At 74.1% G+C, this 21195-nt stretch carries 21 protein-coding genes; 15 read left to right on the top strand and 6 right to left on the bottom strand.

Annotated elements, in window-relative coordinates; genetic code table 11:
- The first annotated feature begins 14 nt into the window (after nucleotides 1-14).
- Entirely contained in the window at nucleotides 15-728 is a 714-nt protein-coding gene (locus SGA01_RS11045; RefSeq protein ID WP_141295974.1) for a cyclodityrosine synthase, read from the top strand.
- The gene (locus SGA01_RS11040; RefSeq protein WP_141295971.1) at nucleotides 725-1921 is read left to right on the top strand and encodes a cytochrome P450; all 1197 of its coding nucleotides are present in this window, start codon (nucleotides 725-727) and stop codon (nucleotides 1919-1921) included. The genes SGA01_RS11045 and SGA01_RS11040 overlap by 4 nt, the downstream gene beginning before the upstream one ends.
- 62 nt (nucleotides 1922-1983) lie before the next feature.
- Here the strand turns inward: SGA01_RS11040 and SGA01_RS11035 are convergent, their stop codons facing one another.
- On the bottom strand, nucleotides 1984-2259 hold the full coding sequence (locus SGA01_RS11035; RefSeq protein WP_024758496.1) for a hypothetical protein: 276 nt from the start codon (nucleotides 2257-2259) through the stop codon (nucleotides 1984-1986).
- Between the two features lie 149 nt (nucleotides 2260-2408).
- Between SGA01_RS11035 and SGA01_RS11030 the strand changes: the two genes are divergently transcribed.
- Together SGA01_RS11030 and pdxR are read left to right on the top strand one after the other, a co-directional pair.
- Entirely contained in the window at nucleotides 2409-2777 is a 369-nt protein-coding gene (locus tag SGA01_RS11030) for an arsenate reductase family protein (RefSeq protein WP_141295968.1), read from the top strand.
- 52 nt (nucleotides 2778-2829) lie between these two features.
- Entirely contained in the window at nucleotides 2830-4290 is a 1461-nt protein-coding gene (gene pdxR, locus SGA01_RS11025; RefSeq protein ID WP_141295965.1) for a MocR-like pyridoxine biosynthesis transcription factor PdxR, read from the top strand.
- Here the strand turns inward: pdxR and SGA01_RS11020 are convergent.
- Nucleotides 4266-5186: a Gfo/Idh/MocA family protein gene (locus SGA01_RS11020; protein ID WP_141295963.1), complete on the bottom strand. Its 921-nt coding sequence runs from the start codon at nucleotides 5184-5186 to the stop codon at nucleotides 4266-4268. The two genes, pdxR and SGA01_RS11020, sit on opposite strands and share 25 nt — an antisense overlap.
- A gap of 56 nt (nucleotides 5187-5242) precedes the next feature.
- On the opposite strand from SGA01_RS11020, the gene SGA01_RS11015 reads away from it, so the two are divergent.
- From SGA01_RS11015 to SGA01_RS11000, 4 genes are all read left to right on the top strand, one after another.
- On the top strand, nucleotides 5243-6784 hold the full coding sequence (locus SGA01_RS11015; protein ID WP_229917810.1) for a hypothetical protein: 1542 nt from the start codon (nucleotides 5243-5245) through the stop codon (nucleotides 6782-6784).
- A complete protein-coding gene (locus tag SGA01_RS11010) occupies nucleotides 6781-7956 on the top strand; it encodes an ARPP-2 domain-containing protein (protein WP_141295957.1) in 1176 nt (391 codons plus the stop codon). The genes SGA01_RS11015 and SGA01_RS11010 overlap by 4 nt, the downstream gene beginning before the upstream one ends.
- A 142-nt stretch (nucleotides 7957-8098) precedes the next feature.
- Nucleotides 8099-9130, top strand: a complete 1032-nt coding sequence (gene glnII, locus SGA01_RS11005) for a glutamine synthetase (protein WP_141295954.1) — start codon at nucleotides 8099-8101, stop codon at nucleotides 9128-9130.
- A 391-nt stretch (nucleotides 9131-9521) separates the two neighbouring features.
- The gene (locus SGA01_RS11000) at nucleotides 9522-10109 is read left to right on the top strand and encodes a winged helix-turn-helix domain-containing protein (protein WP_055643946.1); all 588 of its coding nucleotides are present in this window, start codon (nucleotides 9522-9524) and stop codon (nucleotides 10107-10109) included.
- Here SGA01_RS11000 and SGA01_RS10995 read toward each other — a convergent pair whose 3' ends face one another.
- Together SGA01_RS10995 and SGA01_RS10990 are read right to left on the bottom strand one after the other, a co-directional pair.
- A complete protein-coding gene (locus SGA01_RS10995) occupies nucleotides 10110-11552 on the bottom strand; it encodes a PepSY-associated TM helix domain-containing protein (RefSeq protein ID WP_141295952.1) in 1443 nt (480 codons plus the stop codon).
- Nucleotides 11553-11601: 49 nt separating this feature from the next.
- On the bottom strand, nucleotides 11602-12210 hold the full coding sequence (locus tag SGA01_RS10990) for a hypothetical protein (RefSeq protein WP_229917788.1): 609 nt from the start codon (nucleotides 12208-12210) through the stop codon (nucleotides 11602-11604).
- A gap of 222 nt (nucleotides 12211-12432) precedes the next feature.
- Between SGA01_RS10990 and SGA01_RS10985 the strand changes: the two genes are divergently transcribed.
- From SGA01_RS10985 to SGA01_RS10965, 5 genes are all read left to right on the top strand, one after another.
- Nucleotides 12433-13446: an NAD-dependent epimerase/dehydratase family protein gene (locus tag SGA01_RS10985; RefSeq protein ID WP_174867264.1), complete on the top strand. Its 1014-nt coding sequence runs from the start codon at nucleotides 12433-12435 to the stop codon at nucleotides 13444-13446.
- A gap of 135 nt (nucleotides 13447-13581) precedes the next feature.
- Nucleotides 13582-14382: a tyrosine-protein phosphatase gene (locus SGA01_RS10980; protein ID WP_141295946.1), complete on the top strand. Its 801-nt coding sequence runs from the start codon at nucleotides 13582-13584 to the stop codon at nucleotides 14380-14382.
- Nucleotides 14383-14444: 62 nt separating this feature from the next.
- Nucleotides 14445-16916, top strand: coding sequence for a hypothetical protein (locus SGA01_RS10975; protein ID WP_174867262.1), 2472 nt, complete (start codon nucleotides 14445-14447; stop codon nucleotides 16914-16916).
- Nucleotides 16917-16996: 80 nt separating this feature from the next.
- On the top strand, nucleotides 16997-17881 hold the full coding sequence (locus SGA01_RS10970) for a metal-dependent hydrolase (protein ID WP_141295943.1): 885 nt from the start codon (nucleotides 16997-16999) through the stop codon (nucleotides 17879-17881).
- Complete coding sequence (locus tag SGA01_RS10965) at nucleotides 17881-18933, top strand: PDR/VanB family oxidoreductase (protein ID WP_141295899.1); 1053 nt, start codon at nucleotides 17881-17883, stop codon at nucleotides 18931-18933. The genes SGA01_RS10970 and SGA01_RS10965 overlap by 1 nt, the downstream gene beginning before the upstream one ends.
- 14 nt (nucleotides 18934-18947) lie before the next feature.
- Here SGA01_RS10965 and SGA01_RS10960 read toward each other — a convergent pair whose 3' ends face one another.
- Entirely contained in the window at nucleotides 18948-19436 is a 489-nt protein-coding gene (locus SGA01_RS10960) for a hypothetical protein (RefSeq protein ID WP_141295896.1), read from the bottom strand.
- A gap of 37 nt (nucleotides 19437-19473) precedes the next feature.
- Here SGA01_RS10960 and SGA01_RS10955 point away from each other — a divergent pair, with 37 nt between their 5' ends.
- Nucleotides 19474-20205, top strand: a complete 732-nt coding sequence (locus SGA01_RS10955; protein WP_141295893.1) for a TetR/AcrR family transcriptional regulator — start codon at nucleotides 19474-19476, stop codon at nucleotides 20203-20205.
- On the opposite strand, the gene SGA01_RS10950 is transcribed toward SGA01_RS10955, so the two are convergent.
- Nucleotides 20190-20522 (bottom strand): 5-carboxymethyl-2-hydroxymuconate Delta-isomerase, encoded by a 333-nt coding sequence (locus SGA01_RS10950; protein WP_141295890.1) that lies wholly within the window; start codon nucleotides 20520-20522, stop codon nucleotides 20190-20192. The genes SGA01_RS10955 and SGA01_RS10950 overlap by 16 nt on opposite strands.
- Nucleotides 20523-20587: 65 nt before the next feature.
- Here SGA01_RS10950 and SGA01_RS10945 point away from each other — a divergent pair, with 65 nt between their 5' ends.
- Entirely contained in the window at nucleotides 20588-21100 is a 513-nt protein-coding gene (locus SGA01_RS10945; RefSeq protein ID WP_167534059.1) for a GNAT family N-acetyltransferase, read from the top strand.
- Nucleotides 21101-21195 lie beyond the last annotated feature (95 nt).

Genomic DNA, 21195 nt, shown 5'->3' with positions numbered 1-21195 from the left:
TGAGGACTGCCTACGTGACTCAGGCGGCATTCGCCCCTGCAGAGACGCTCAAACTCCAGCCGTACACCGATCACTGCCGCGTCATCGCCGACGAAGGCGCGCACGTGGTCATCGGCGTCTCTCCGGGAAACAGTTATTTCACCGCCCAGCGGCTGCGCGAGCTGACGCGCTGGGGCTTGGACCACTTCGATCAGGTCGATCTCGTCTACACCGATCTGCATGTCGCCGACATGTACGAGTCGCTGGGGTACGGGGCCGACGAGGCGCGGCGGAAGGCCGTCAAGAACCTGCGGGGGGTGCGGGCGAAGGTCGGGGCGGCCGCGGCCGAGGCCGACCCCACGGGGGTACGCGTACGGGCCCGCGGGATGTCGGAGTTCCAGGCCCTGCCCGCGTACCAGGAGCTGCACCGCCAGGTCGTGGCGGCCGTCGACGAGGATCCGGTGGTACGGGAGACCTGCGACGCGCTCACCGGGATCTTCCTGGCCGGGAAGCTGGCGCCGGGGCAGGAGGCGAGCAGGCTCCAGAAGGAGGTGTGCCGGGCGTACATCAGCGCCGAAGTGCCGCTGTTCCTGGACACCCCCGCGATCCTCGGGGTGCCCTCCTCGCTCAACTGCTACCACCAGGCCCTGCCCCTCGCCGATCTGCTCTACGCCCGGGGCACCGGGCTGCGTGCCTCCCGCAACCAGGGGCACGGCATCCTCACGCCTGTCGAAGGAGATTCACGATGACCGCGGTCATGACGAACGAACTGCCCGCGTTCCCCTTCGACTGGGACGGGACCCGGCTGCCCGCCGAGATCGAGGCGCTGCGCGCCGAGCCGGTCCGGAAGGTCCGCACGATCGCCGGGGCCGAGGCCTGGCTGGTCTCCTCCTACGAGCTGTGCCGGCACGTCCTGGAGGACCCGAGGTTCAGCCTGAAGGACACCTCGGCACCGGGAGCGCCGCGGCAGTACGCGCTGACGATCCCGCCGCACGTGGTGAACAACATGGGCAACATCACCGGGGCCGGGCTGCGCAAGGCCGTCATGAAGGCCATCAACCCGAAGGCCCCCGGCCTGGAGGAGTGGCTGCGGGCGCGGGCCGGGTCCCTGGTGGACGCGCTGGTCGCCGAGGGGGCGCCCGGGGATCTGCGGAGCGCCTACGCCGATCCGTACTCGGCGGGGCTGCACTGCCGGATGCTGGGCATCCCGGAGGAGGACGGAGCGCGGCTGCTGCGCAGTCTGGACGTGGCCTTCATGAACGCGCCGCACGAGATCGAGGCGGCCCGGCTCCACTGGGACCGGGACATCGCCTACATGACGGAGCGCCTCGACGATCCGGCGACGGGCGGGCTGATGGCGGAGCTCGCGGCGCTGCGCGAGGATCCCGAGTACGCGCATCTGACGGACGAGATGCTGGCGACGGTGGGCGTGACGCTGTTCGGGGCCGGGGTGATCTCCACCGCCGGGTTCCTGGCGATGGCGCTCGTGTCGGTGCTGACCCGGCCGGACGTGCGGGAGGCGCTGACCGCCGCCGGCCCGGGCGGGGTCGCCGGGGCGATGGACGAACTGCTGCGGGTGAACCTGTCGATCGGCGACGGGCTGCCGCGGCTGGCCCTGGAGGACGTGCGGCTCGGCGAGGTCGACGTGCGGGCCGGTGAACTGGTCCTGGTGCTGGTGGAGGCCGCGAACCACGATCCGGAGCACTTCCCGGACCCGCTGGTCTTCCGGCCGGACCGGGAGAACGCCGCCGAGCACCTCTCCTTCGGCGGCGGGCGGCACTACTGCCCGGCGACGGCGCTCGGCAAGCGGCACGCCGAGATCGCTCTGGAGACGCTCCTCGACCGGCTGCCGGGGCTGCGGCTCGCGGTGCCGGTCGAGCAGTTGGTGTGGCGCACCAACTTCATGAAGCGGCTCCCCGAGCGGCTGCCGGCGGCCTGGTAGCCCCGCACGCCCACGGGTGGCGCTGCCCGGCACTCTCGGTGCCGGGCAGCGCCCCTCCGGTGTCAGCGGCCGTAGCGGATCAGGGCGCGGACCATGCGGCAGGTGGTGTCGGAGGGCGGGTGGATGCCGATGTCGGCGGCCGTCGTGCGTATCGTCGCGTTCGTGGCCTTCGACGGGACGTAGACGCCGGCGTCGAGGAGGGCGATCGCGAGACGCATGGCCTTCAGGCGGCGGTTGTGCGTCACGTACCACTCGCGGGGGCGGCCCGCGGGAAGCGGCTTCCGCTGGAGCGGCTTCCAGGGTTCGAGGGACGGCGTCCGGATCACGGCCAGAGCCATGGGCTACCTCCTGGCGAACGATGGGGTGCGGGCCCTCCCCGGGACCCTCACCTTCACCCCCTATTTTAGAGGCCCCCACTGACAATCGCCCCTGGCCAGGCAGGGTTTGGGGGGTGGTGGAGGGCCGTCTGGGGGGTACCGTGTGGGGCATGGAGATCTGGATCAATCCCGCCTGTTCCAAGTGCCGCAGCGCCCTCACCCTGCTCGACGCGGAGGGCGCCGACTACACCGTCCGGCGCTACCTGGAGGACGTGCCCTCGCCCGCGGAGATCCGGCAGGTGCTCGACCGGCTCGGGCTCGAACCGTGGGACATCACGCGGACGCAGGAGGCCGTCGCCAAGGAGCTCGGGGTGAAGGAGTGGCCCCGGGACGAGGCGAACCGGGACCGGTGGATCGAGGCGCTCGCCGGGCACCCCAAGCTGATCCAGCGGCCGATCATCACGGCGGAGGACGGCACGGCCGTCGTGGCCCGGTCGGAGGAGGCCGTGCGGGACGCCCTGTCCCGCCCCGCCGGGTGAAGCCGAGTGAAGCCGAGTGAAGCCGAGTGAAGGGGAGCCTGGAGGACGTGCGGTGAGCGGGACGGTGGACGCGGGGCCCGGCGGGCCCGGCGTCGATCTGCATCTGGAGCTCGGTGCGAGCGGCAGCCGGCGGGCCGTGCTCGCCGAGGCCCTGCGCGAGGCCGTCCGCGGCGGACGCCTTGCGCCCGGGACGCTGCTGCCGCCCTACCGGTCGCTCGCCGCCGACCTCGGGATCGCCCGGAACACCGTCGCCGACGCCTACGCCGAGCTGGTCGCCGAGGGCTGGCTGACCTCCCGCCAGGGCTCCGGGACCCGGGTCGCCGAGCGGGTGCTCGCCCCCGCCCCCGGACCGGCACGGCCCGCGGCGCCGGCGGCGCTCCCGTACGACCTCGTCCAGGGCAAGCCCGACCCCGGCGCCTTCCCGCGCGCTGCCTGGCTGGCGGCCGCCCGGCGGGCGCTGACCGCCGCGCCCCACGAGGCCTTCGGCGTCGGGGACCCGCGCGGCCGGATCGAACTGCGCCGGGCCCTCGCCGCCTACCTCGCGCGGGTCCGGGGCGTACGGACCACCCCGGACCGGATCGTGGTCTGCTCCGGCACTGCGCACGCCCTGCGGCTCCTCGCGCGCGTCCCCCTGGCGACGCACGCCCGCGAGAAGCCCGCCCGCCAGACGGCCGCCCGCAAGGCGCCTCCCCGGCCCTGGGCCGTCGAGGCCTACGGACTCCCCTACCACCAGGGGCTGCTGGGCGAGGCGGGCATCCACACGCTGCCGCTGGCCGTCGACGAGGACGGGGCGCGCATCGCGGAGATCCCTCCGGAGGCGGGCACCGTCCTGCTCACCCCCGCCCATCAGTTCCCCACCGGCGGGCCGCTCCACCCCGAGCGCCGCGCCGGCGTCCTGGAGTGGGCGCGGCGGTCCGGCGGGCTCGTCGTGGAGGACGACTACGACGGCGAGTTCCGCTACGACCGGCGGCCGGTGGGCGCCGTCCAGAGCCTCGACCCCGACCGGACCGTCCTCCTCGGCTCCGTCAGCAAGAGCCTCTCCCCCGCACTGCGGATCGGCTGGATGTGTCTGCCGGAGGCCCTCGTGGACGGGGTCGTCGAGGCGAAGGGCCTGCGCGAGCCGCACACGTCGGCGACGGAGCAGCTCACGCTCGCGGAGTTCGTCGACTCCGGCGCCTACGACCGGCACGTCCGGCGCATGCGCCAGCACCATCGTGTGCGGCGCGACCGGCTGGCCGCGGTGCTCGCGGAGCGCGTGCCGCGGGTCCGGGTGACCGGCCTCGCCGCCGGACTGCACGCACTCGTGGAACTGCCCCCGGGCACGGAGCGGTCGGCCGTCGCCGCCGCGGCCCGGCACGGGGTCGCCGTGGAGGGCCTCGCCGACTACCGGCACCCGGAGGCGCTGGGCCCGGCCCTCCCCGACGGTCTCGTCGTCGGCTACGCCACCCCGCCGGACCGGCTGTACCCGGCCGCCCTGGACGCGCTGTGTCAGGCCTTGGCCGCCGCGCTCTGAGCGGCGAGCCGCTCCGCCTCCGTCAGGATCTCGGTCAGGCGCAGCCCGAACCGGGCGTCGCACGGGTGCGGCTCGCCGGTGCGGGCCACCGTGAGCAGGGCGTCCACGGCGGTGCCGAAGGCTTCCACCGCTCCTCCCCAGCGGGGCAGTTCGGCCCGGCCGGCGGCGCCGTGCAGGGAGAGCGTCACCTCCGCCGCCTCCGGTGGGGCGCTCAGCGTCAGCGTGGCCGTGCTGCTCGCGCCCGAGCTGTGGCGCAGGACCAGGTGGTGGGTGTCCTCCGGGCCCGCCGCAGCCGTGATCGCGGTGACGTCGCCGAGGACCGGCAGATAGACCGAGAGGACGTGCGGGCCGACGTCCCACAGCCCGCCCTTCTCCCGCCGCCACGGGGAGTCCGCATACACGCTGGTGGAGCCCGCCCCGTAGAGCGAGCCCAGCCAGTGCGCCTCGCCCAGGAACCAGCCGCCGGCCGCCTTCCGCTCCTCGATCCAGCGGGCCGTGGTCTCAGCGAAGCGCAGCGTGCAGAAGACCACCGAGGCGACCCCGGCCTCCTCGGCGGCCTCGGCCACCTCCCGGGCCGCCGCCACCGTCGTGGCGACCGGCTTGTCGAGCAGGACGTGGCAGCCGGCCCGTGCCGCCCGCACCGCCAAGGGGGCCTGGACGTCCGGCGGGAGTGCGAAGGCCACGGCGTCGCTGGCCGCGAAGAGGGCGTCCACGTCCTCGTACGCGCGCGTGCCGGACGCGGCGGCGAGCTCCTCCGCCGCTTCCGCGCGTCTGCCCCACACCCCGCTGAACTCGACGCCGGGGTGCCCGGCGAGCGCGGGCGCGTGCGTGCGGCCGGCCCAGGGGCCGGTGCCGAGGAGTCCGATGCGGGGCTTCGCGCCCAAGTGCTTCGCCATGCCCCCCAGTCTGCCGGGTGCCGCTGACAGCGGGTGCGGCCCGGGTCCGAAACCCGGTGGCGGGCCTCCCCCCTTCCGGTGTTAGCGTCGATCCGCCGGCCGCGGGACTTCGGTGCGACTTCCGGAACCTGCCTATGAAGCAACGTCTTCGCTGTTCGTACCCCCATTCCCCGGCCGGCGCCCACGAGAAGGGGAGAGCCTTGTCCGAGCTCGTCGCCGCCGAGGACGTGCTCCTCTTCGTCAACGCCGCCGTGACCGCCACCGGCCAGCGCGAGTTCCGTTCGTCCGCCGCCGCGCAGCACTTCTCGCTGCGCTTCGTCCACGAGTACGTACGGGTCAACTACCGCCCCGTGTACGCGGCCGCGCTCGCCCTCGACATCAACCACCACAACGCCGCCCTGATCGTCGAGCAGCTGCTGCGCACGCCCCACGAGGCGGGCGGGTCCGAGGCGAAGCGGGCCGAGGGGCGGCTGATCGCCGCTCGGCTCGCGCTGCTGCCGCCGCAGCGCGTCTACCGGCTGTTCCGCTCGCTGCGCGCCGCCGGGGTCAACAACCGCCGCACGCGCGCGATCGTGCGCGCGTGGCTCGCCGCCCGGCCCGATCCGGCGCTGGACGCCGTGAAGTACCGGCCCGGGCTGAAGGCCGCCCTCCGGCACGTCCACGGCCGGCCCGCCGACGACGAGACCGGCGACTTCCTCTTCGCGCCGGGCCGCCGTGTCCGCTACGGGAACGCCACCCTCGACGCGTACCGCCGCGCCCACTACGAGCAGGGCGCGCTGTACGAGCTGCCGTTCACGGTCGCCGAGGGCTTCGCCGCCCGTCACAAGGTGCCGCGCGCGGTGTTCCTGGAGCGGATCGCGCCCCGGATGACGCGGCTCGAACAGCTCAGGACGGCGCGGGCCGCCGATCTGACCGTCATGCCGCTCACCCGGCTCGCCCTGTACGTCCTCTCGCTCCCGTTCGCCGAGCGGGTGGAGCGGCGGGCCGAGCTGACGCACGCGCTGCGCGCCGCCGCCCGGCGCGCGGCGGGACCGTACGCCGGAAGCTGGGGGCGGGTCGCCGCGGTGCTCGACGACAGCTTCTCCTCGTCCGGTTCGGCGGTGAAGCGGCGCCGTCCGCTGGCCGTCGCGCTGGGCTGCCACTTCCTCCTGGAGGCCCTCGCGGCGCCGGGGGCGTACACCCCGCTGTGGACCTCGGGCGGCTCCGATCCGCTGCTCGTCCGGCCGTACGGTCCGACGCCGCTGGGCCTGCGGATCCTGGACGCCCTGGAGACCGGGCCCGACCGGGTCGTGATCGTCTCGGACGGCTGGGACAACGCGCCGCCGGGGCTCGCGGGAGAGGTCCTGCGGGTGTGGCGCACACGGCTCGACGCCGAGCGCCGGACGAGCGTCGTCCACCTCAACCCCGTATACGACGCCGAGGGCTTCGACGTGCGCCGGCTGGCGCCGAGCGTGCCGACGGCCGGGATCCGGGACGCGGAGGATCTGGCGGCCCTGGTGGAGATCGCGCAGTTCGCGGAGGGGCGGACGGGGTTCGCCGAGCTGGGGGCGTATCTGGACCGGCGTGTGGAGCTGTTCCTGAAGGAGGCCGGGGGATGACGCGGATCGATCTGACCGGGCTCGACGTCCGGCCGGCGCAGGTGTGGGGCGGGGTGCGGATCGTGCCGCTCGTGCGGGCCGAGCCGGTGGCCGGGCTGCGGCTGCGCCGGGAGCTGTACGAGGGCTCGGGCCTGGCCACCGTGGACCTGGGCGACCGGACGACCTACACGTCGTACGTCCCGCACGGCTTCGTCGCCGACTGGACGGGCGCGGGGGCGGGCGCGGGCGCGGAGCAGGGCGTCGAGTCCGCCGCCTACGGGACCGTGCTCGGCGGCGAGGGCGCGCCGCCGTGCGTGCCCGTGCGCCGCGTGCACCGGCTGGCCAAGCGGCGGCAGGGCGAGCGGCGGCTGCGTTTCCTGCCGCTCCACCTGGCCCTCGACGGCTACCTCGCGCTGCATTTCGGCGGCCCGTCCGTGGTCTGGGACGACTGGTCCCGCAAGGCCCTCGGGCAGGGCCTGTCGCCGCGGGCCGAGGCGGCGTACGCGGGCTGGGCGGTGCCGGGGCTCGGCGAGGCGCTGCGGATCTTCGAGCTCCATCCCGGCCAGTGCGGGCTGCTCCTGTACGTGGCGGACGCCCTGGCCGCGGCCTTCGTCGTCCCGCACCCGGACGACTACCGCGTGCTGCACCCGACGCTCGTGGAGGACCTGTACGGCGAGCTGGTCCACCAGTACGCGTACTACGGCGCGCAGGTGCCGGAGTTCACGGCGCGGATCCGGGACGGCGTCGGAGGCATCCGTACCCTCGCGGACCTGCGGGCGGCGGCGCGCCAGGAGGAGCGGGCCTGGGCGGAGGCGCACGACGGGCTGATGGCGCGGGACCTGCTGGAGACCTCGTACGCCTTCGAGCGGGTGTACCGGATGGGCGATTTCGACCTGTTCCGGTTCCTGCCGCCGTTCCTGCGGGACGGGCGGGAGCAGCACATCGGCGAGCTGATCACCGACCACAAGGGGCGGGCGGCCTATCTGAAGACCTTCCGGCTCTCCGAGAAGCAGATCCGGAAGGGGCACCTGCTGCGGCGGCTCGCGGACCGGGACTGGCACCTGGAGGCGACGGCGGAGGACCTCGGCACCACGTACGCGGAGGTCGTGCGGCGGATCGAGGCGGCGGGGCTCGGCGGGCTGCTCGATGCGCACGTCGTCGCACGGCGCACACGGGAAAAAGAGGAAGGCTGAGTAACACGGGGTTCACAAACGGGCAACCATCGGGAAATCCCGTGTTGCGAAGCTGCGACCGGACACCGAACAACACACCGCAGCTCTCGCAGCGCCGCGAGCCGCCGCGCACCCGCAGCAGCACGCCCAAAGGATGAGACCCGTGACCTTCAAGGCTGAGTACATCTGGATCGACGGCACCGAGCCGACCGCGAAGCTTCGTTCCAAGACGAAGATCATCGTGAGCGGTGGCACCGCGCTCGACGAGCTGCCGATCTGGGGCTTCGACGGTTCCAGCACGAACCAGGCCAAGGGCCACGCCTCGGACCGCGTCCTCAAGCCGGTCTTCGTCTGCCCGGACCCGATCCGCGGCGGCGACGACATCCTGGTGCTGTGCGAGGTCCTCAACACGGACATGACGCCGCACGAGTCCAACACGCGTGCCGCGCTCGCCGAGGTCTCCGCGAAGTACGCCGCCCAGGAGCCGATCTTCGGCATCGAGCAGGAGTACACCTTCTTCGAGGGCGACCGCCCGCTCGGCTTCCCCGTCGGCGGCTTCCCCGCCGCGCAGGGCGGCTACTACTGCGGTGTCGGCTCGGACGAGATCTTCGGCCGTGACGTCGTCGAGGCGCACCTGGAGAACTGCCTCACCGCGGGTCTGGGCATCTCCGGCATCAACGCCGAGGTCATGCCGGGCCAGTGGGAGTTCCAGGTCGGCCCGCTGGCGCCGCTCACGGTCTCGGACCAGCTGTGGGTCGCCCGCTGGCTGCTGTACCGCACGGCCGAGGACTTCAAGGTCTCCGCGACGCTGGACCCGAAGCCGGTGAAGGGCGACTGGAACGGCGCGGGCGCGCACACCAACTTCTCCACCAAGGCGATGCGCGAGGGCTACGACGCGATCATCACCGCCGCCGAGTCCCTCGGCGAGGGCTCGAAGCCGCTCGACCACGTCAAGAACTACGGCGCCGGCATCGACGACCGCCTGACGGGTCTGCACGAGACCGCTCCGTGGGACAAGTACTCCTACGGCGTCTCGGACCGCGGCGCCTCGGTCCGCATCCCGTGGCAGGTCGAGCAGGACCAGAAGGGCTACATCGAGGACCGTCGCCCGAACGCGAACGTGGACCCGTACGTGGTGACCCGCCTGCTGGTGGACACCTGCTGCGAGGCCCTGGAGAAGGCCGGCCAGGTCTGATCCGAGCCCGTCCGATCCCCGTCCCGGATCGACGCGCGCGCAACTTCGAAGAGGCGCCCACCGTTTCGCACGGTGGGCGCCTCTTCCGTCATGTGGGACGGATGACACGGGGTTTGGCCGACGAAAGGCTCGTCGGAGGCATTCCCTTCTGGTTCAATAGGGATATGGCCACGACGAAGAACGAGACAGCGACAGGTCGCGACGACCTCGAGCCGTTCTGGCCGTCCCGGCAGCACGACGACTTCGACCGGGTCTGTTGCCGCGCGAGGAACGCGTCGGCCCTCTAAAGCCCGATCGGTACGGTCCGATCCCCGGCCTTCGGCCGACGCGCACGACGAATGACGCACGACGCCTGTCCGTTCGTTTCTCCGCGCGAAAGAGCTGACCTTCCATGGCTTACACCCAGACCGCTCCCCTCACCGCCGCCACCGCCGTCCGTCCCGGCCGGCACCGGCTTCGAGCCGTCGACCCCAACGAGTTCGCCGGGCCGGCCCCGCTCTCGCCGCTCGCCCAGCTCTCCCAGGTGGCGGACCTCCTGCCGCCCGGCGCCACCCTGCTGCCCGCGCCGCAGCACGCGCTGCCGACCCTGCCGGGGCGGCCGCCGATGGTCGGGTACCTCGTGCTCGTACCGGCCGATCAGCAGCCGCAGGTCCCCGTGGCCGCCCCCGTCCCCGCGCCGGCCCCGGCACCGGAGGAGCAAGGGCCGGTGGCCATCGACGGGGTCCGGCGGATCGCCGCCGTGGACGGGGAGGAGCTCGACCTGACATATCTGGAGTTCGAGCTCCTCGCCCACCTCGTGGCGCACCCCCACCGGGTCCACACCCGCGACCAGTTGGTCACGACGGTGTGGGGGTACGGGCACGTCGGCGACGGCCGCACGGTCGACGTGCACGTGGCCCGGCTGCGCCGGAAGCTGGGCGCCGAGCACCGCCACACGATCCAGACCGTGCGGCGGGTCGGCTACAAGTACACGCCCTGATCAGGCGGTTCGGCCGGTGCGCGCCCTCACCTTCGCCACCGCGGCGAGGGTGAGGTCCACCGCCAGGAACAGCAGCAGGCTGAGCCCGAGCAGCGGGACGAACCAGCCGACGAGTGCCGTGACCGCCGCGAGCGGCAGCAGCATCGTCACCGGGACCTTGCGCCAGGCCCCGCGCGCCACCGGGCGGCCCGGGCGGCGCTGCCACCACATGCGGTAGCCCCAGAGGATCAGCAGGATCAGCGAGAGCGCGAGGGCCGCGAGCGCCAGCTGGTTGAACAAGCCGAGGAACACGCCGGTGTGCGCGTCGATGCCGATGCGGGTCAGCTTGGCGAGCAGCGGGTAGTCGGCGAACGCGAGGCGGTCGAGGACCGCGCCGTCCGCCGGGTTCACGGCCACCGAGTCCAGCTGGAGCGGGAACTGCGTGTCGGTCTCCTTGACCACGTACCCCTTGCCCTCGGCGGGCAGGACGACCGAGATACGCGGGCTGTCGATGCCGGCCGCGCGGGCCGCATCGACCGCCTTGTCGACGCCGATGTCCGGGCCCTGCGCGGTGGTGCCGCCCTGCTGGTGGCCGCCGCCGTGGCCCTCGTGCTCCGAGCCGGCGTCGGCCGCACCACCGAGGGTCGCGGTCAGCGTGGGCGTCGCGCCGCCGAGGCCGTCCTGCACGACGCCGATGTTCTCGCCCGCGTACCGCGACCAGGTCAGGCCCGTCGCGGAGAGCAGGACGAGTCCGGTCACGGCCCACAGGCCGACCGAGCCGTGCCAGGAGAGCGTGCGGCGGCGGGACTTCGGGCCGCCCTCGGGGACGAACAGCGCGCGGCGGTTCTTCCTGCGGCGGCCGAGCCAGAGCAGCAGACCGCCGAGGGCTATCACCCACAGCCAGCTGGCGGCCAGCTCGCTGTAGTTGCGGCCGAGTTCACCGAGGTGCAGGTCGGCGTGGAGACCGTCGATCCAGGTCCGCACCGGCAGGGCGCCGGAGCTGCCGAAGCTGGGCAGCTGTCCGCGTACGTCACCGGTGTACGGGTCGACGAAGACGGCGAGCGAGGTGCCCTCGGGGACGTCCGGGTCGGCCATCAGGACCCGGGTGGAGGCGTCCGGTTCGGCGCCGGGCCAGACGGCGGTGACGGTGCCGTTCGGGTTGACCTTGCGGGCGATGTTCACCTGCTGCGAGAGCGGCAGGGTGGTGTCGCCGACGGGGACCTCCAGCTCGTGCGCGTAGATCACCTTCTCGGCCTGGAAGGAGAGCGCGTAGAGCAGGCCGCTGACGGCGGCCACGAGGAGGAACGGGGCGACGAGGACGCCCGCGTAGAAGTGCAGGCGCAGGACGAGGGGGCGCAGGGCGCTCCAGGTGCCGGCCTTACGGGGGGTGTTCGCCGTGGAGTCGGCGGTTTCCGACGGTGGTGCCTCGGTGGTTTCCGGGCGCGCGGGATCGTCGATGGTCATGACTGTCCGTCCTTGGAGACGAGTGGACAACGGGAGGAGACCCCCGGTGTCAGACGTGAGCTCCGAGGGCCGTGGCGCGGGGTACGGACAGCCGGGGCGGGCCGCGCCGGGAGACGGTGTGCGCGAGGACGACGGTGTGGGGACGGTGGGCGTTCCCGCGCGGCCGGCGGACCGGCCCGCGCGGGGCGTCGGGGACGCGGACGCGCGCGAACAGCAGGCGCAGCGGGGTGAAGGCGTACGCCAGGGCGGCCTCGGCGAGCGTGAAGAACGCGGCCTCGCCGTGGGCCAGCCAGAGGCCGCAGAGGAGTGCGGCGAGGAGGTGGACGGCGAGCATGCCGGCGCCGGAGTCCATGGCCATGGGGCTCATGGGCAGGGACTCCACAGGGTTCATGGAAGCCGTGGAGCCCATGGAACCCATGGACGGGTGTCCGGCGGTCATGGCGTGCGCGTGCGTCGTCGCCTGCGCGTCGCCCGTGCCCTGCGCCGCCGGGTGCGCGCCCGTCATCGAGAAGAGCACGTGCAGCGCGCCCTGGAGGACGAGCATGGCGCCCGCGATCGTCGGCGTGCCCCGCCGTCGTCCGGCCGCCGCCCAGGCGGCGGCCGCCGTCGCGGCGAAGGCGCCGAGCAGGCCGAGCGCCGGAAGCTGGTGCGCAGACATGGACGAATGCCCCACGGCGGCCAAGGCCACGCACACCACCGCGAAAAGTGCGGCTCGCAGGGCGCGCAGCGGCGACCGGGCATCCGTCATCGCCCGCAATGGTGCCATCCCGCCATCCGGCCGAACAGACCCCCTCCCACCTGTCGCGTTCCTCCCCCGGCGGAATCCTCCCGGAGCGGAATCCCCTGGCCCCGGCCCTCGCCTCCGAGGCACGCTTCGATCATGAAATTGCTGATTCTCGGTGGTACGGAGTTCGTGGGTCGCGCGGTCGTCGAGGCGGCTCTCGGCCGGGGCTGGGAGGTGACGGTCTTCCACCGGGGCCGCCACGCACCCCCGGCCGGGGTCCGCTCCCTGCACGGCGACCGCACCACAGGACCGGAGGGGCTCGCCGCCCTCGCCACCGGTTCCTGGGACGCCGTCGTGGACACCTGGTCGGGCGCGCCCTCGGCGGTCCGGGACGCGGCGCGGCTGCTCGCGGACCGGGTCGGGCGCTACGCGTACGTGTCGAGCCGCTCCGTCTACTCCTGGCCGCCGGCCGCCGGACTGGCGGAGGACGGCCCGCTGGTGGAGGGTTCGCCGGACGCCGGGGACGTGCCGTACGCGGAGTCCAAGATGGGCGGCGAGCTCGCCGCGACGGCCGCCTTCGGGGCGGAGCGGACGCTGCACGTCAGGGCGGGCCTGATCATCGGCCCGTACGAGAACATCGGCCGGCTCCCCTGGTGGCTGGGCCGGGTCGCGCGCGGCGGGACGGTCCTGGCCCCCGGGCCGCGCTCGCTCCCCCTCCAGTACGTCGACGCCCGCGACCTCGCCGAGTGGACGCTCGACGCGGTGGCGGCCGGGCTCTCGGGGCCGTACAACCTCGTCTCGCCGCCCGGGCACACGACCATGGGCGAACTGCTCGACGCCTGCGTGCGGGTGACCGGCGCGGACGTCGAGCTGCGGTGGGCGGAGCCGGAGGCGGTCCTCGCGGCCGGTCTCGAGCCCTGGTCGGAGCTGCCCGTGTGGCTGCCGCCGGGCGAGATGTACGACGCGATGCACACCGCCGACGTCTCCCGGGCGGTCGCGGCCGGGCTGCGCTGCCGGCCGGTCGAGGAGACAGTCGCGGACACCTGGGCGTGGCTGGAATCGATCGGCGGGGTCGCGCCGAGGCGCCCCGACCGGCCGGAGGTCGGGCTCTCCCCGGAGCGGGAGGCGGACTTCCTCGCGAAGTACGACCCCGCCGGCGGGGACCGCTGACGGAGACCACCGAGGGAGACCACTGACGGAGATCACTGACGGAGGCCACTGACGGAGGCCACTGACGAACTGCCACATTTCGGGAGTTCCACTACGGTCGACAGGAAAGTGGACGAACCGGAGGAGTCGACGCCCATGCCCGCCATCCCCGCCGTCTCCGTCGCCAATCTCCGCGACCTCGGGGGCCTTCCCCTCGGGGCCGGGCGCGCCGTCCGGTCGGGTCTCGCCCTCCGCTCGGCGCATCTCGACCGGCTCGATCCGGCCGAGCCGGTGGTGGCGGCGCTCGGCATCCGCACGGTCGTCGACCTGCGGACGGAGACCGAGCGCGGCGAACGTCCCGACCACCTGCCGGCCGGCGCACGGCTGCTCGTCGCGGACGTCCTCGCCGACCGGCTGGCCGTCAGCGGGCTGCCGCCGGCCGCGCGGCTGAAGCTGCTGCTCTCCGACCCGGCGCTGGCCGAGGAACACCTCGGCGGGGGCCGGGTGCGGGAGGCCTTCGCGCGCACCTACCGGACCTTCGTGTCCGGCGACTCCGCCCGCGCCGCGTACCGCGCCCTGCTGACCGAGCTGGGCACGCCGGGCGCCGGGCCCCTGCTCTTCCACTGCTCGGCGGGCAAGGACCGCACGGGGTGGGCGGCGACGGTCGTCCTGTCGCTGCTCGGGGCGGACGAGGAGACGGTGCGGGCCGAGTACCTGGCGGTCAATCCGGCGGTACGGCAGGCGTTCGCGCCGATGGTCGAGGGGTTCACCGCCCAGGGCGGGGACCCCGAGCTGGCGCTCGACCTGATCGGGGTGCTGCCGGAGTACCTGGAGGCGGGTCTCGACGAGGTGGCGGTCCGGCACGGTTCGATGGAGAAGTACGTACGGGAGGGGCTCGGCGTTCCGGACGAGGTGACGGAGCTGATCCGCGAGCGGTTGACGGTCCATTCCGCCTGAGGCCCCTGCGCGGGGGCCCGTGGCCGGGGTGACCATCGGAAGAATCGCTCGTTCTGCTGAACGTGAGCACCCAGGATCTCGACCCCTCGCCCGTGGGCCCCGTCGACGTCGAGCAGGCCGAGGCCGCGCTCGTCGAGCGCTACCCGCGCCTCGTGCGCATCGCCTATCTCGTGCTGCCGCCGACGCTCGGCCGCAACCGCCGGGTGCTGACCGCGCACGCCCTCGTGCAGCGCTCGCTGCCGCGCCGCCGGGTACCGGGTCCCGCGGTCCCGGGGCCGCGCCGCCCCGAGGACGCGGTCGATCCCGGCTACGCGTACGTACGGGGCGAGGTGCTGCGGCAGGCCCTGATCGCCGGGCTGCCGCTGCGACGGCGCGCCCTGCCGCGCCGGGCCCAGTTCCCGCCGCTGCTGCCGCAGGTGTGGGGGCTCCGGGTCTTCCCCCGGGTGGGCGGCGCGGACGAACTGGCCCTGGACCAGCGCCTGTCCGCCCTCTCGGGCCCCGGCCGTGCGGCGTACGTGCTGCGCGGCCTGGAGCGCCAGGGCGACCCGGAGGTCCTGCGGGTCCTGGCCGCCGCCGGCGTCACCGACCCGGCGGCGGCCCTCGCGGAGGCGGACGCGGTCGACGCGGCGGAGGACGACCCGCTCGCGGAGCGCGCCGGGCTCCCGGACGGGGCACCCGCACCGGGCGCGGAGGGCCAGGCCGCAGGCGACGGCGACGGCGACCCGGCCGAAGGCAAGGGCGACGCCGGCCCGGCCGAGGGCAAGCACACCCGCCGCCCCGGCGACGGAGCCCGGCAAACCGGCGGGGCCGGGCGCGCCGCGCGGGTCGGCGAGCAGGGCGGGCCCGGCAGGACGGGGGCCCCGGGCGGGGCGGGCGGGCCCGGCGGGGCGGGAGCCCCGGGCGGGGCTGGCAGGCTCGGCCACCTCGCCGGCGCCTGGAACGGCGAGGGCGATGCCTACGGCGGCGGATCGGGCGGTGGGTGGCCCGGAGGCCTCGGGACCGGCGAAGCCGGCCAGGGGCGGGGGGCCGGGGACGGCGGAGCCGGAGGCGGCAGCGGCAGCGGAGGCCTCGGGAGCGGCGGGGTCGGCGGCGGCGGGGTCAGCGGCGACGGCCTCGGGAGCGGCGGAGGGTCCGGCGGAGCCGGGGTCGTCCGGCGGGCCCGTGGGCGGGTCAGTGGGGCCGCTCTGTTGGAGTCGGCCGAGTTCGACCCCTGTTCGTTGCAGGCCCGGCCGACCGATCTGCTGCGGCGGCGGCAGCACGGCCGGGCCGCGCTCGTCGCCGTCGCCGCGCTCGTCGTGTGCGGGACGCTGCTCGGGCTGCCCGGGGACGGCTGGGGCAGAAACGGTGCTGCCGCGCCCTCGTACGCCCGGAACCCGGCCGCCGAGGCCGCGCTCGACCCGGGTGCCGTCAAGCGTGTGCCGCCGACCGCCTGGCCGGGGTCGACGCGTCAGGACTTCTCGGTGTGGCCCGCACGCGGCGGTCTCACCGGGGACCGGGCGCTGCTGCGGCGGGCGCTCGCCGTGTGGGCGCGGCCGGGGCTCACCGTGCGGTCGTCGGCGACGCCCGGGACGCCCGTCGGGCCGCCGATGGGACCGCCGCAGCTGCTGTTCGCGGGCCTGGTGGACGGAGCCCGGGTGGTGCTCTTCCACGACGGGCTGCGGGCCGTGCGGTACGCGGAGCCGGCGGCCGGGACGGCGGGCGGCGCGGGCGGAGCGGCGCTGGACTTCGCGCGGACGGACGCGGCCGACGCCGTCGGTTCGGCCGCCCTCGTCGTCTCCCGCGCCTCGGGCAACGTCCGCTATCTGACGGCCCCCTGGGTGCGGGAGACGGCCGTACGGGACCTGCTCGCGCCCGCGAAGGAGCCGTGGCCGCTGGCCCGGGACGCGTACGGGGTGACCGAGTCCGTGCCGAGCCCCGCGCAGGCGACGGAGTGCGAGCGCTGGAACAGCCTCCAGGTGCGGGACGGTTCGGGCACGCGGCTCCTCTCCGACCTGGGCGAGCTGGCACCCGCCCGGCTCCTGTGGGGGCCGCCGGACGCGCCGGTGGACGTGACGGGGAAGGAGGCGCGGGAGGCGTGGGCGCGGACGGCCTGTCAGCTGCCGGCCGTGCGGGCGCACGGGGTACGGTCGGTGAACGCCTGGCGGTTCGCGCGGCAGCCGCTGCCCGAGCGCGCCGGGCAGGGCTCCTGGGTGTGCACGCGCGCGGAGACCTGGCGCGGCACCGGCAGTCGGGTCCTCGCCCAGTTCCTCGTACCGTCACCGAAGGCTCCGGCGGTGCTCGCGGCCCGGTCCGAGGGCTCACCCGCGTGCGGCGTGCGGGATCCCCGGGTCCTCGCGGGCGTGCTGTGGCAGGCACCGAGCGGCGGCTGGTACGTCCTGGCGGCGGGCAGTCCGGACGTCGTCTCCCTGGAGACCTCGGGCGGGGTGAAGGGCCGTGCGGACGGTCAGGTCCTGGCGGTGCGGGCGAAGGCGGGGGCGCGGGCGGATCTGGACGGCACCCTGCGGGACGGCAGCCGGTTGGCCGCGCTGCGGTGAGCCCCCGACGGCCCGCGCATCCGCCAAAAAGGCGGCGCACAGGCCTGTTGCCGTCGCCTACCCCTCAGTACATTGACGTCATGTCTAATACGCAGCCTGCCCCGGTGGCGTCGGAACACGTCGAGCTCAAGGCCCGCAAGGTCTCCTTCGACTGGGAGGAGACCCCGCTCCACTGGGTCCCCGGCGACCCCTTCACCACGCACACGATCAACGTGCTGCACCTGCTGCTCCCGGCGGGCGAGCGGTGGTTCGTGCACGTCTACAAGCAGGCCCTGCCGTACATCACCGACGACCGGCTGCGCGAGGACGTCATCGGCTTCATCGGCCAGGAGGCCGTCCACTCCCAGGCCCACGACGACGTCCTCCCCCACCTGAAGAAGCTGGGCCTCGACCCCACCCCGTACACCGCGCAGGTCGACTGGTTCTTCGAGAAGCTCCTCGGCGACCGGACGCTGCCGCCGGGCCGGCCGCGCCGCTGGTGGCTGATGGAGCGGGTGGCGATGATCGCCGCCATCGAGCACTACACGGCCTTCCTCGGCAACTGGATCCTCAACGCCGACGAGCTCGACCGGGTCGGCGCCGACCCCACCATGCTCGATCTGCTGCGCTGGCACGGGGCGGAGGAGGTCGAGCACCGCTCGGTCGCCTTCGAGCTGTTCATGCACCTCGACGGCGGCTACCGGCGCCGCGCCCGCACCTGGGCGCTCGGCCTGGGCGCGCTCCTCTTCCTGTGGCAGCGGGGCGTCCGCTTCTTCATGGAGAACGACCCGAGCCTGCTCGACGGCAAGGCCTCCTTCGGCCAGTTCTACCGGAAGGGCCGGCAGGGGGTGCTGCCCTCCACCCCGGACATGCTGCGCTCCATACCCCGCTACATGAGCCGCGCCTACCACCCCTCTCAGGAGGGCGACACCGCGCAGGCGCTGGCCTACCTCGCCTCCTCCCCCGGCGCCAACGGAGGCCGCTGATGCCCCGGTTCACCACCGTCGCTCTCGCCGCCGGGGCCGCGCTGCTCGTCCGCCACGCCGTCCGCAGCCGGATGTCCACGGCCCCGCTGTGGCCGATGCCCGCCCTCGACGTGCCCGTCTCCGGGTTCGGCCGGGGCAGCACGGTCCCCCGCAGGGTCCTCGTGACCGGGCGCTCCACGCCCGCCGAGGGTGTCGTCGAACTGCGCCTCGAAGGCGCCGGGTTGCCCGCGTGGCAGCCGGGCGCCCATGTCGACCTCGTCCTGCCGTCCGGGCTCGTGCGGCAGTACTCGCTCTGCGGCGACCCGGCCGACCCGTCCTCGTACACCGTCGCGACGCGTCTGATCGAGGACGGCCGGGGCGGCTCGCGCGAGGTGCACGAGCAGCTCCACGAGGGCACGGAGGTCGAGATCCGCGGCCCCCGCAACCGTTTCCCGCTGGTCGGCGCCCCCGCCTACGTCTTCGTCGCCGGCGGCATCGGCATCACCCCGGTCCTGCCGATGGTGCGCGCCGCCGAGTCCTCCGGTGCGGACTGGCGGCTCGTGTACTGCGGCCGGAGCCGGGCCACGATGCCGTACCTCGACGAGGTCGAGCGGCTCGGGGGCGACCGCGTCACGGTCGTCGCCGAGGACGAATCCGGCTTCCCCGAGCTTGACTTCCTCGCGCACGTGCCGGCCGAGACGGCGGTCTACTGCTGCGGGCCCGACGGCTTGATGGACGCGGTGGGCGCGGCGATGCCCGAGGGCCGGGCGCCGCGCCTGGAGCGCTTCTCCGCCGCCGCGCCGACCGGCGGCACCGCCTTCGAGGTCGAACTGCGCCGCTCCGGCCGTACGGTGACGGTGGCGGCCGACCGGACGGTGCTCGAAGCGGTCCGCGAGGAGGTGCCCGGCCTCATGTACTCCTGCCGGCAGGGCTTCTGCGGTACGTGCCGGCAGCAGGTCCTGGAAGGGGAGGTCGACCACCGGGACGAGCTGCTCACCGACGCGGAGCGGGACGGCTCGATGCTGATCTGCGTCTCGCGCTGCACGGGGAAGCGACTCGTCCTGGACCTGTAGGCCTCAGGACGGGCTCACGGCAGGATCAGCCAGTCGAAGGCCAGGGCGGCGAGCAGCCCGCTCACCAGGAGCCAGGTGGCGAGCCGTGTACGGCCGTTGCGGGAGAGCTCGATCACGACGCCGCAGAGGATCATCGCGAGGCCGTACACGCCGACGACCAGGACGGACGTACGGCTCGCGAGGCGGATCACCAGGACCACGGCGAGGGCGACGAGGAGGACGGAGGCGGCGGCGACGCGGAGTCGTCGCGCCTGCTTGGGGGTGAGACCGCCCACCGAGGGGGCCTCGTCGTCTTCCTCCGCCTCTTCGACCTCGTCGGCTTCTTCGGCCTCTTCGGCCTCTTCGGCCTCTTCCGCGACCGCCTCGGCGATCTCGTCCGCGGCCTCGTCGGCGGCCTTCTCCGCGGCCTCGTCGGCAGTCTTCTCTGCGGTCTCGTCGGTCTCAGGAGCCTCAGCGGCCTCGGGGGCCTCGACTGCCTTGGTGTCCTGGTCGGAAGCGCTCATGGGGCAGGAGCGTAACGGACCCCGTTAGGCTGTTCGTATGACGACCGGGGTACGCCGCAGGATGGGCGTCGAGGAGCGCAAGCAGCAACTCATCGGGGTGGCCCTCGAACTGTTCAGCCACCGCTCTCCCGACGAGGTGTCCATCGACGAGATCGCCGCGGCCGCGGGGATCTCACGACCGCTGGTCTACCACTACTTCCCCGGCAAGCAGAGCCTCTACGAGGCGGCGCTGCGGCGGGCGGCGGACGAGCTGGCGGCGAGGTTCGTGGAGCCGCCGCGCGGCCCGCTGGGGGCGCGCCTGCTGCGGGTGATGGGCCGCTTCTTCGACTTCGTGGACGAGCACGGGCCGGGCTTCGCCGCGCTCATGCGGGGCGGCCCTGCCGTGGGTTCCTCCACGACGAACGCGATGATCGACGAGGTGCGCCAGGCCGCGTACGAGCAGATCCTGGCCCACCTGAAGGTCGAGAAGCCCTCGGCCCGGCTCGAACTGGTCGTCCGCTCCTGGGTGTCGCTCGCCGAGTCGACGGCCCTGCTCTGGCTGGACGGCCGCCGGGTCCCGCGCGCGGAGCTGGAGTTGCAGCTCGTGCACGACTTCGCGGCGCTGGCCGCGGTGTCGGCCGCGTACGACGAGGAGATGGCGGAGATCCTGGTCGGCCTCCTCGCCGACGAGCCGGCCGACGGCCCCTTCGGGGACCTGGTGGCCCGGCTCGTCGCGCTCGTGCCCTCGGCCGCAGCGGCGCCCGTCGTGCCCGATCAGCGCTTGCGGTAGGACGATTCGAGGTCGCGGACCTCGACGGAGAGCCGGACGTTCTCGGTCGCCTTGACGTACTTCGGCAGCAGGTCGAGGACGGCCTGCGAGAGCCGCGCCTTGGTGTCGTCCGTGCGGCCGAAGAGCAGGGCGATCTCGACGTGCACGATGACGTCCTCGGTGGCGCCGTCGCCGACGACGGTCTCCTCGACCTCGCGGAAGCGGGTCTTGCAGGAATCCAGCTTGGTGTCCACGGCCTCGACGACGAGCGGGTGCAGGGCGAGCGCGAAGCCGCGCCGGTCGAGAGGTGCGGAGTAGTCCACGGTGATCTGCGGCATGAGGGTCACTCCAGGCCAGAGGGTACGGATGTCGGATGTCTGGCCACACCTTTACGGTGATCTCCATGACGACACAAGTGACCTTCCGGCAGGCGGACGACGGCGATCTGGACCTTCTGGTGGGGCTGTTCGACGGGGCGGCCGCCTGGATGCTGCAGAACGGGATAGACCAGTGGAAACCGGGCGGGAAGGGTGCCGAGCACTTCCGGGCGCGCATCGCCGGGGGCGAGGTGTGGCTGGCGTCCCACGGGGAGCGGGTCGTCGGCGCCTACGAGCTGTGGTGGGAGGACCGGGAGGTCTGGGGGCCGCAGCCGCCGGTGGCGGGGTACGTGCACCGGCTGATGACCGACCGGGAGGCGGCGCCCGCCGGCGCCGGGCGGGTGCTGCTCGCGCACGCGGAGGAGCGGATCGCCGCCTCGGGCCGGACGCTGGCCCGGCTGGACTGCGAGACGCGCAATCCGCGCCTGGGGACGTACTACGAGGGCGCCGGGTACACGGCTCTCGCCCCGCTCCTGGAGAAGGTCGGTCCCGACGGCCGCCGGTACACGGTGACGCTGATGGAGAAGCCCCTGGCGTGACGCTCGCGAGGAAGCCTCCGGCGTGACGCGCATGGCGAAGGCCCCGGCGTGACAGGGATGTCACGCCGGGGCCCGGGTCCGCCCGCGATCGGCTC

The organism is Streptomyces gardneri (genome assembly GCF_006539185.1).
Lineage (GTDB): Bacteria > Actinomycetota > Actinomycetes > Streptomycetales > Streptomycetaceae > Streptomyces > Streptomyces gardneri.
The sequence above is the reverse complement of the archived record's forward strand: the minus strand, read 5'-3'. Positions and strand labels throughout refer to the sequence as shown.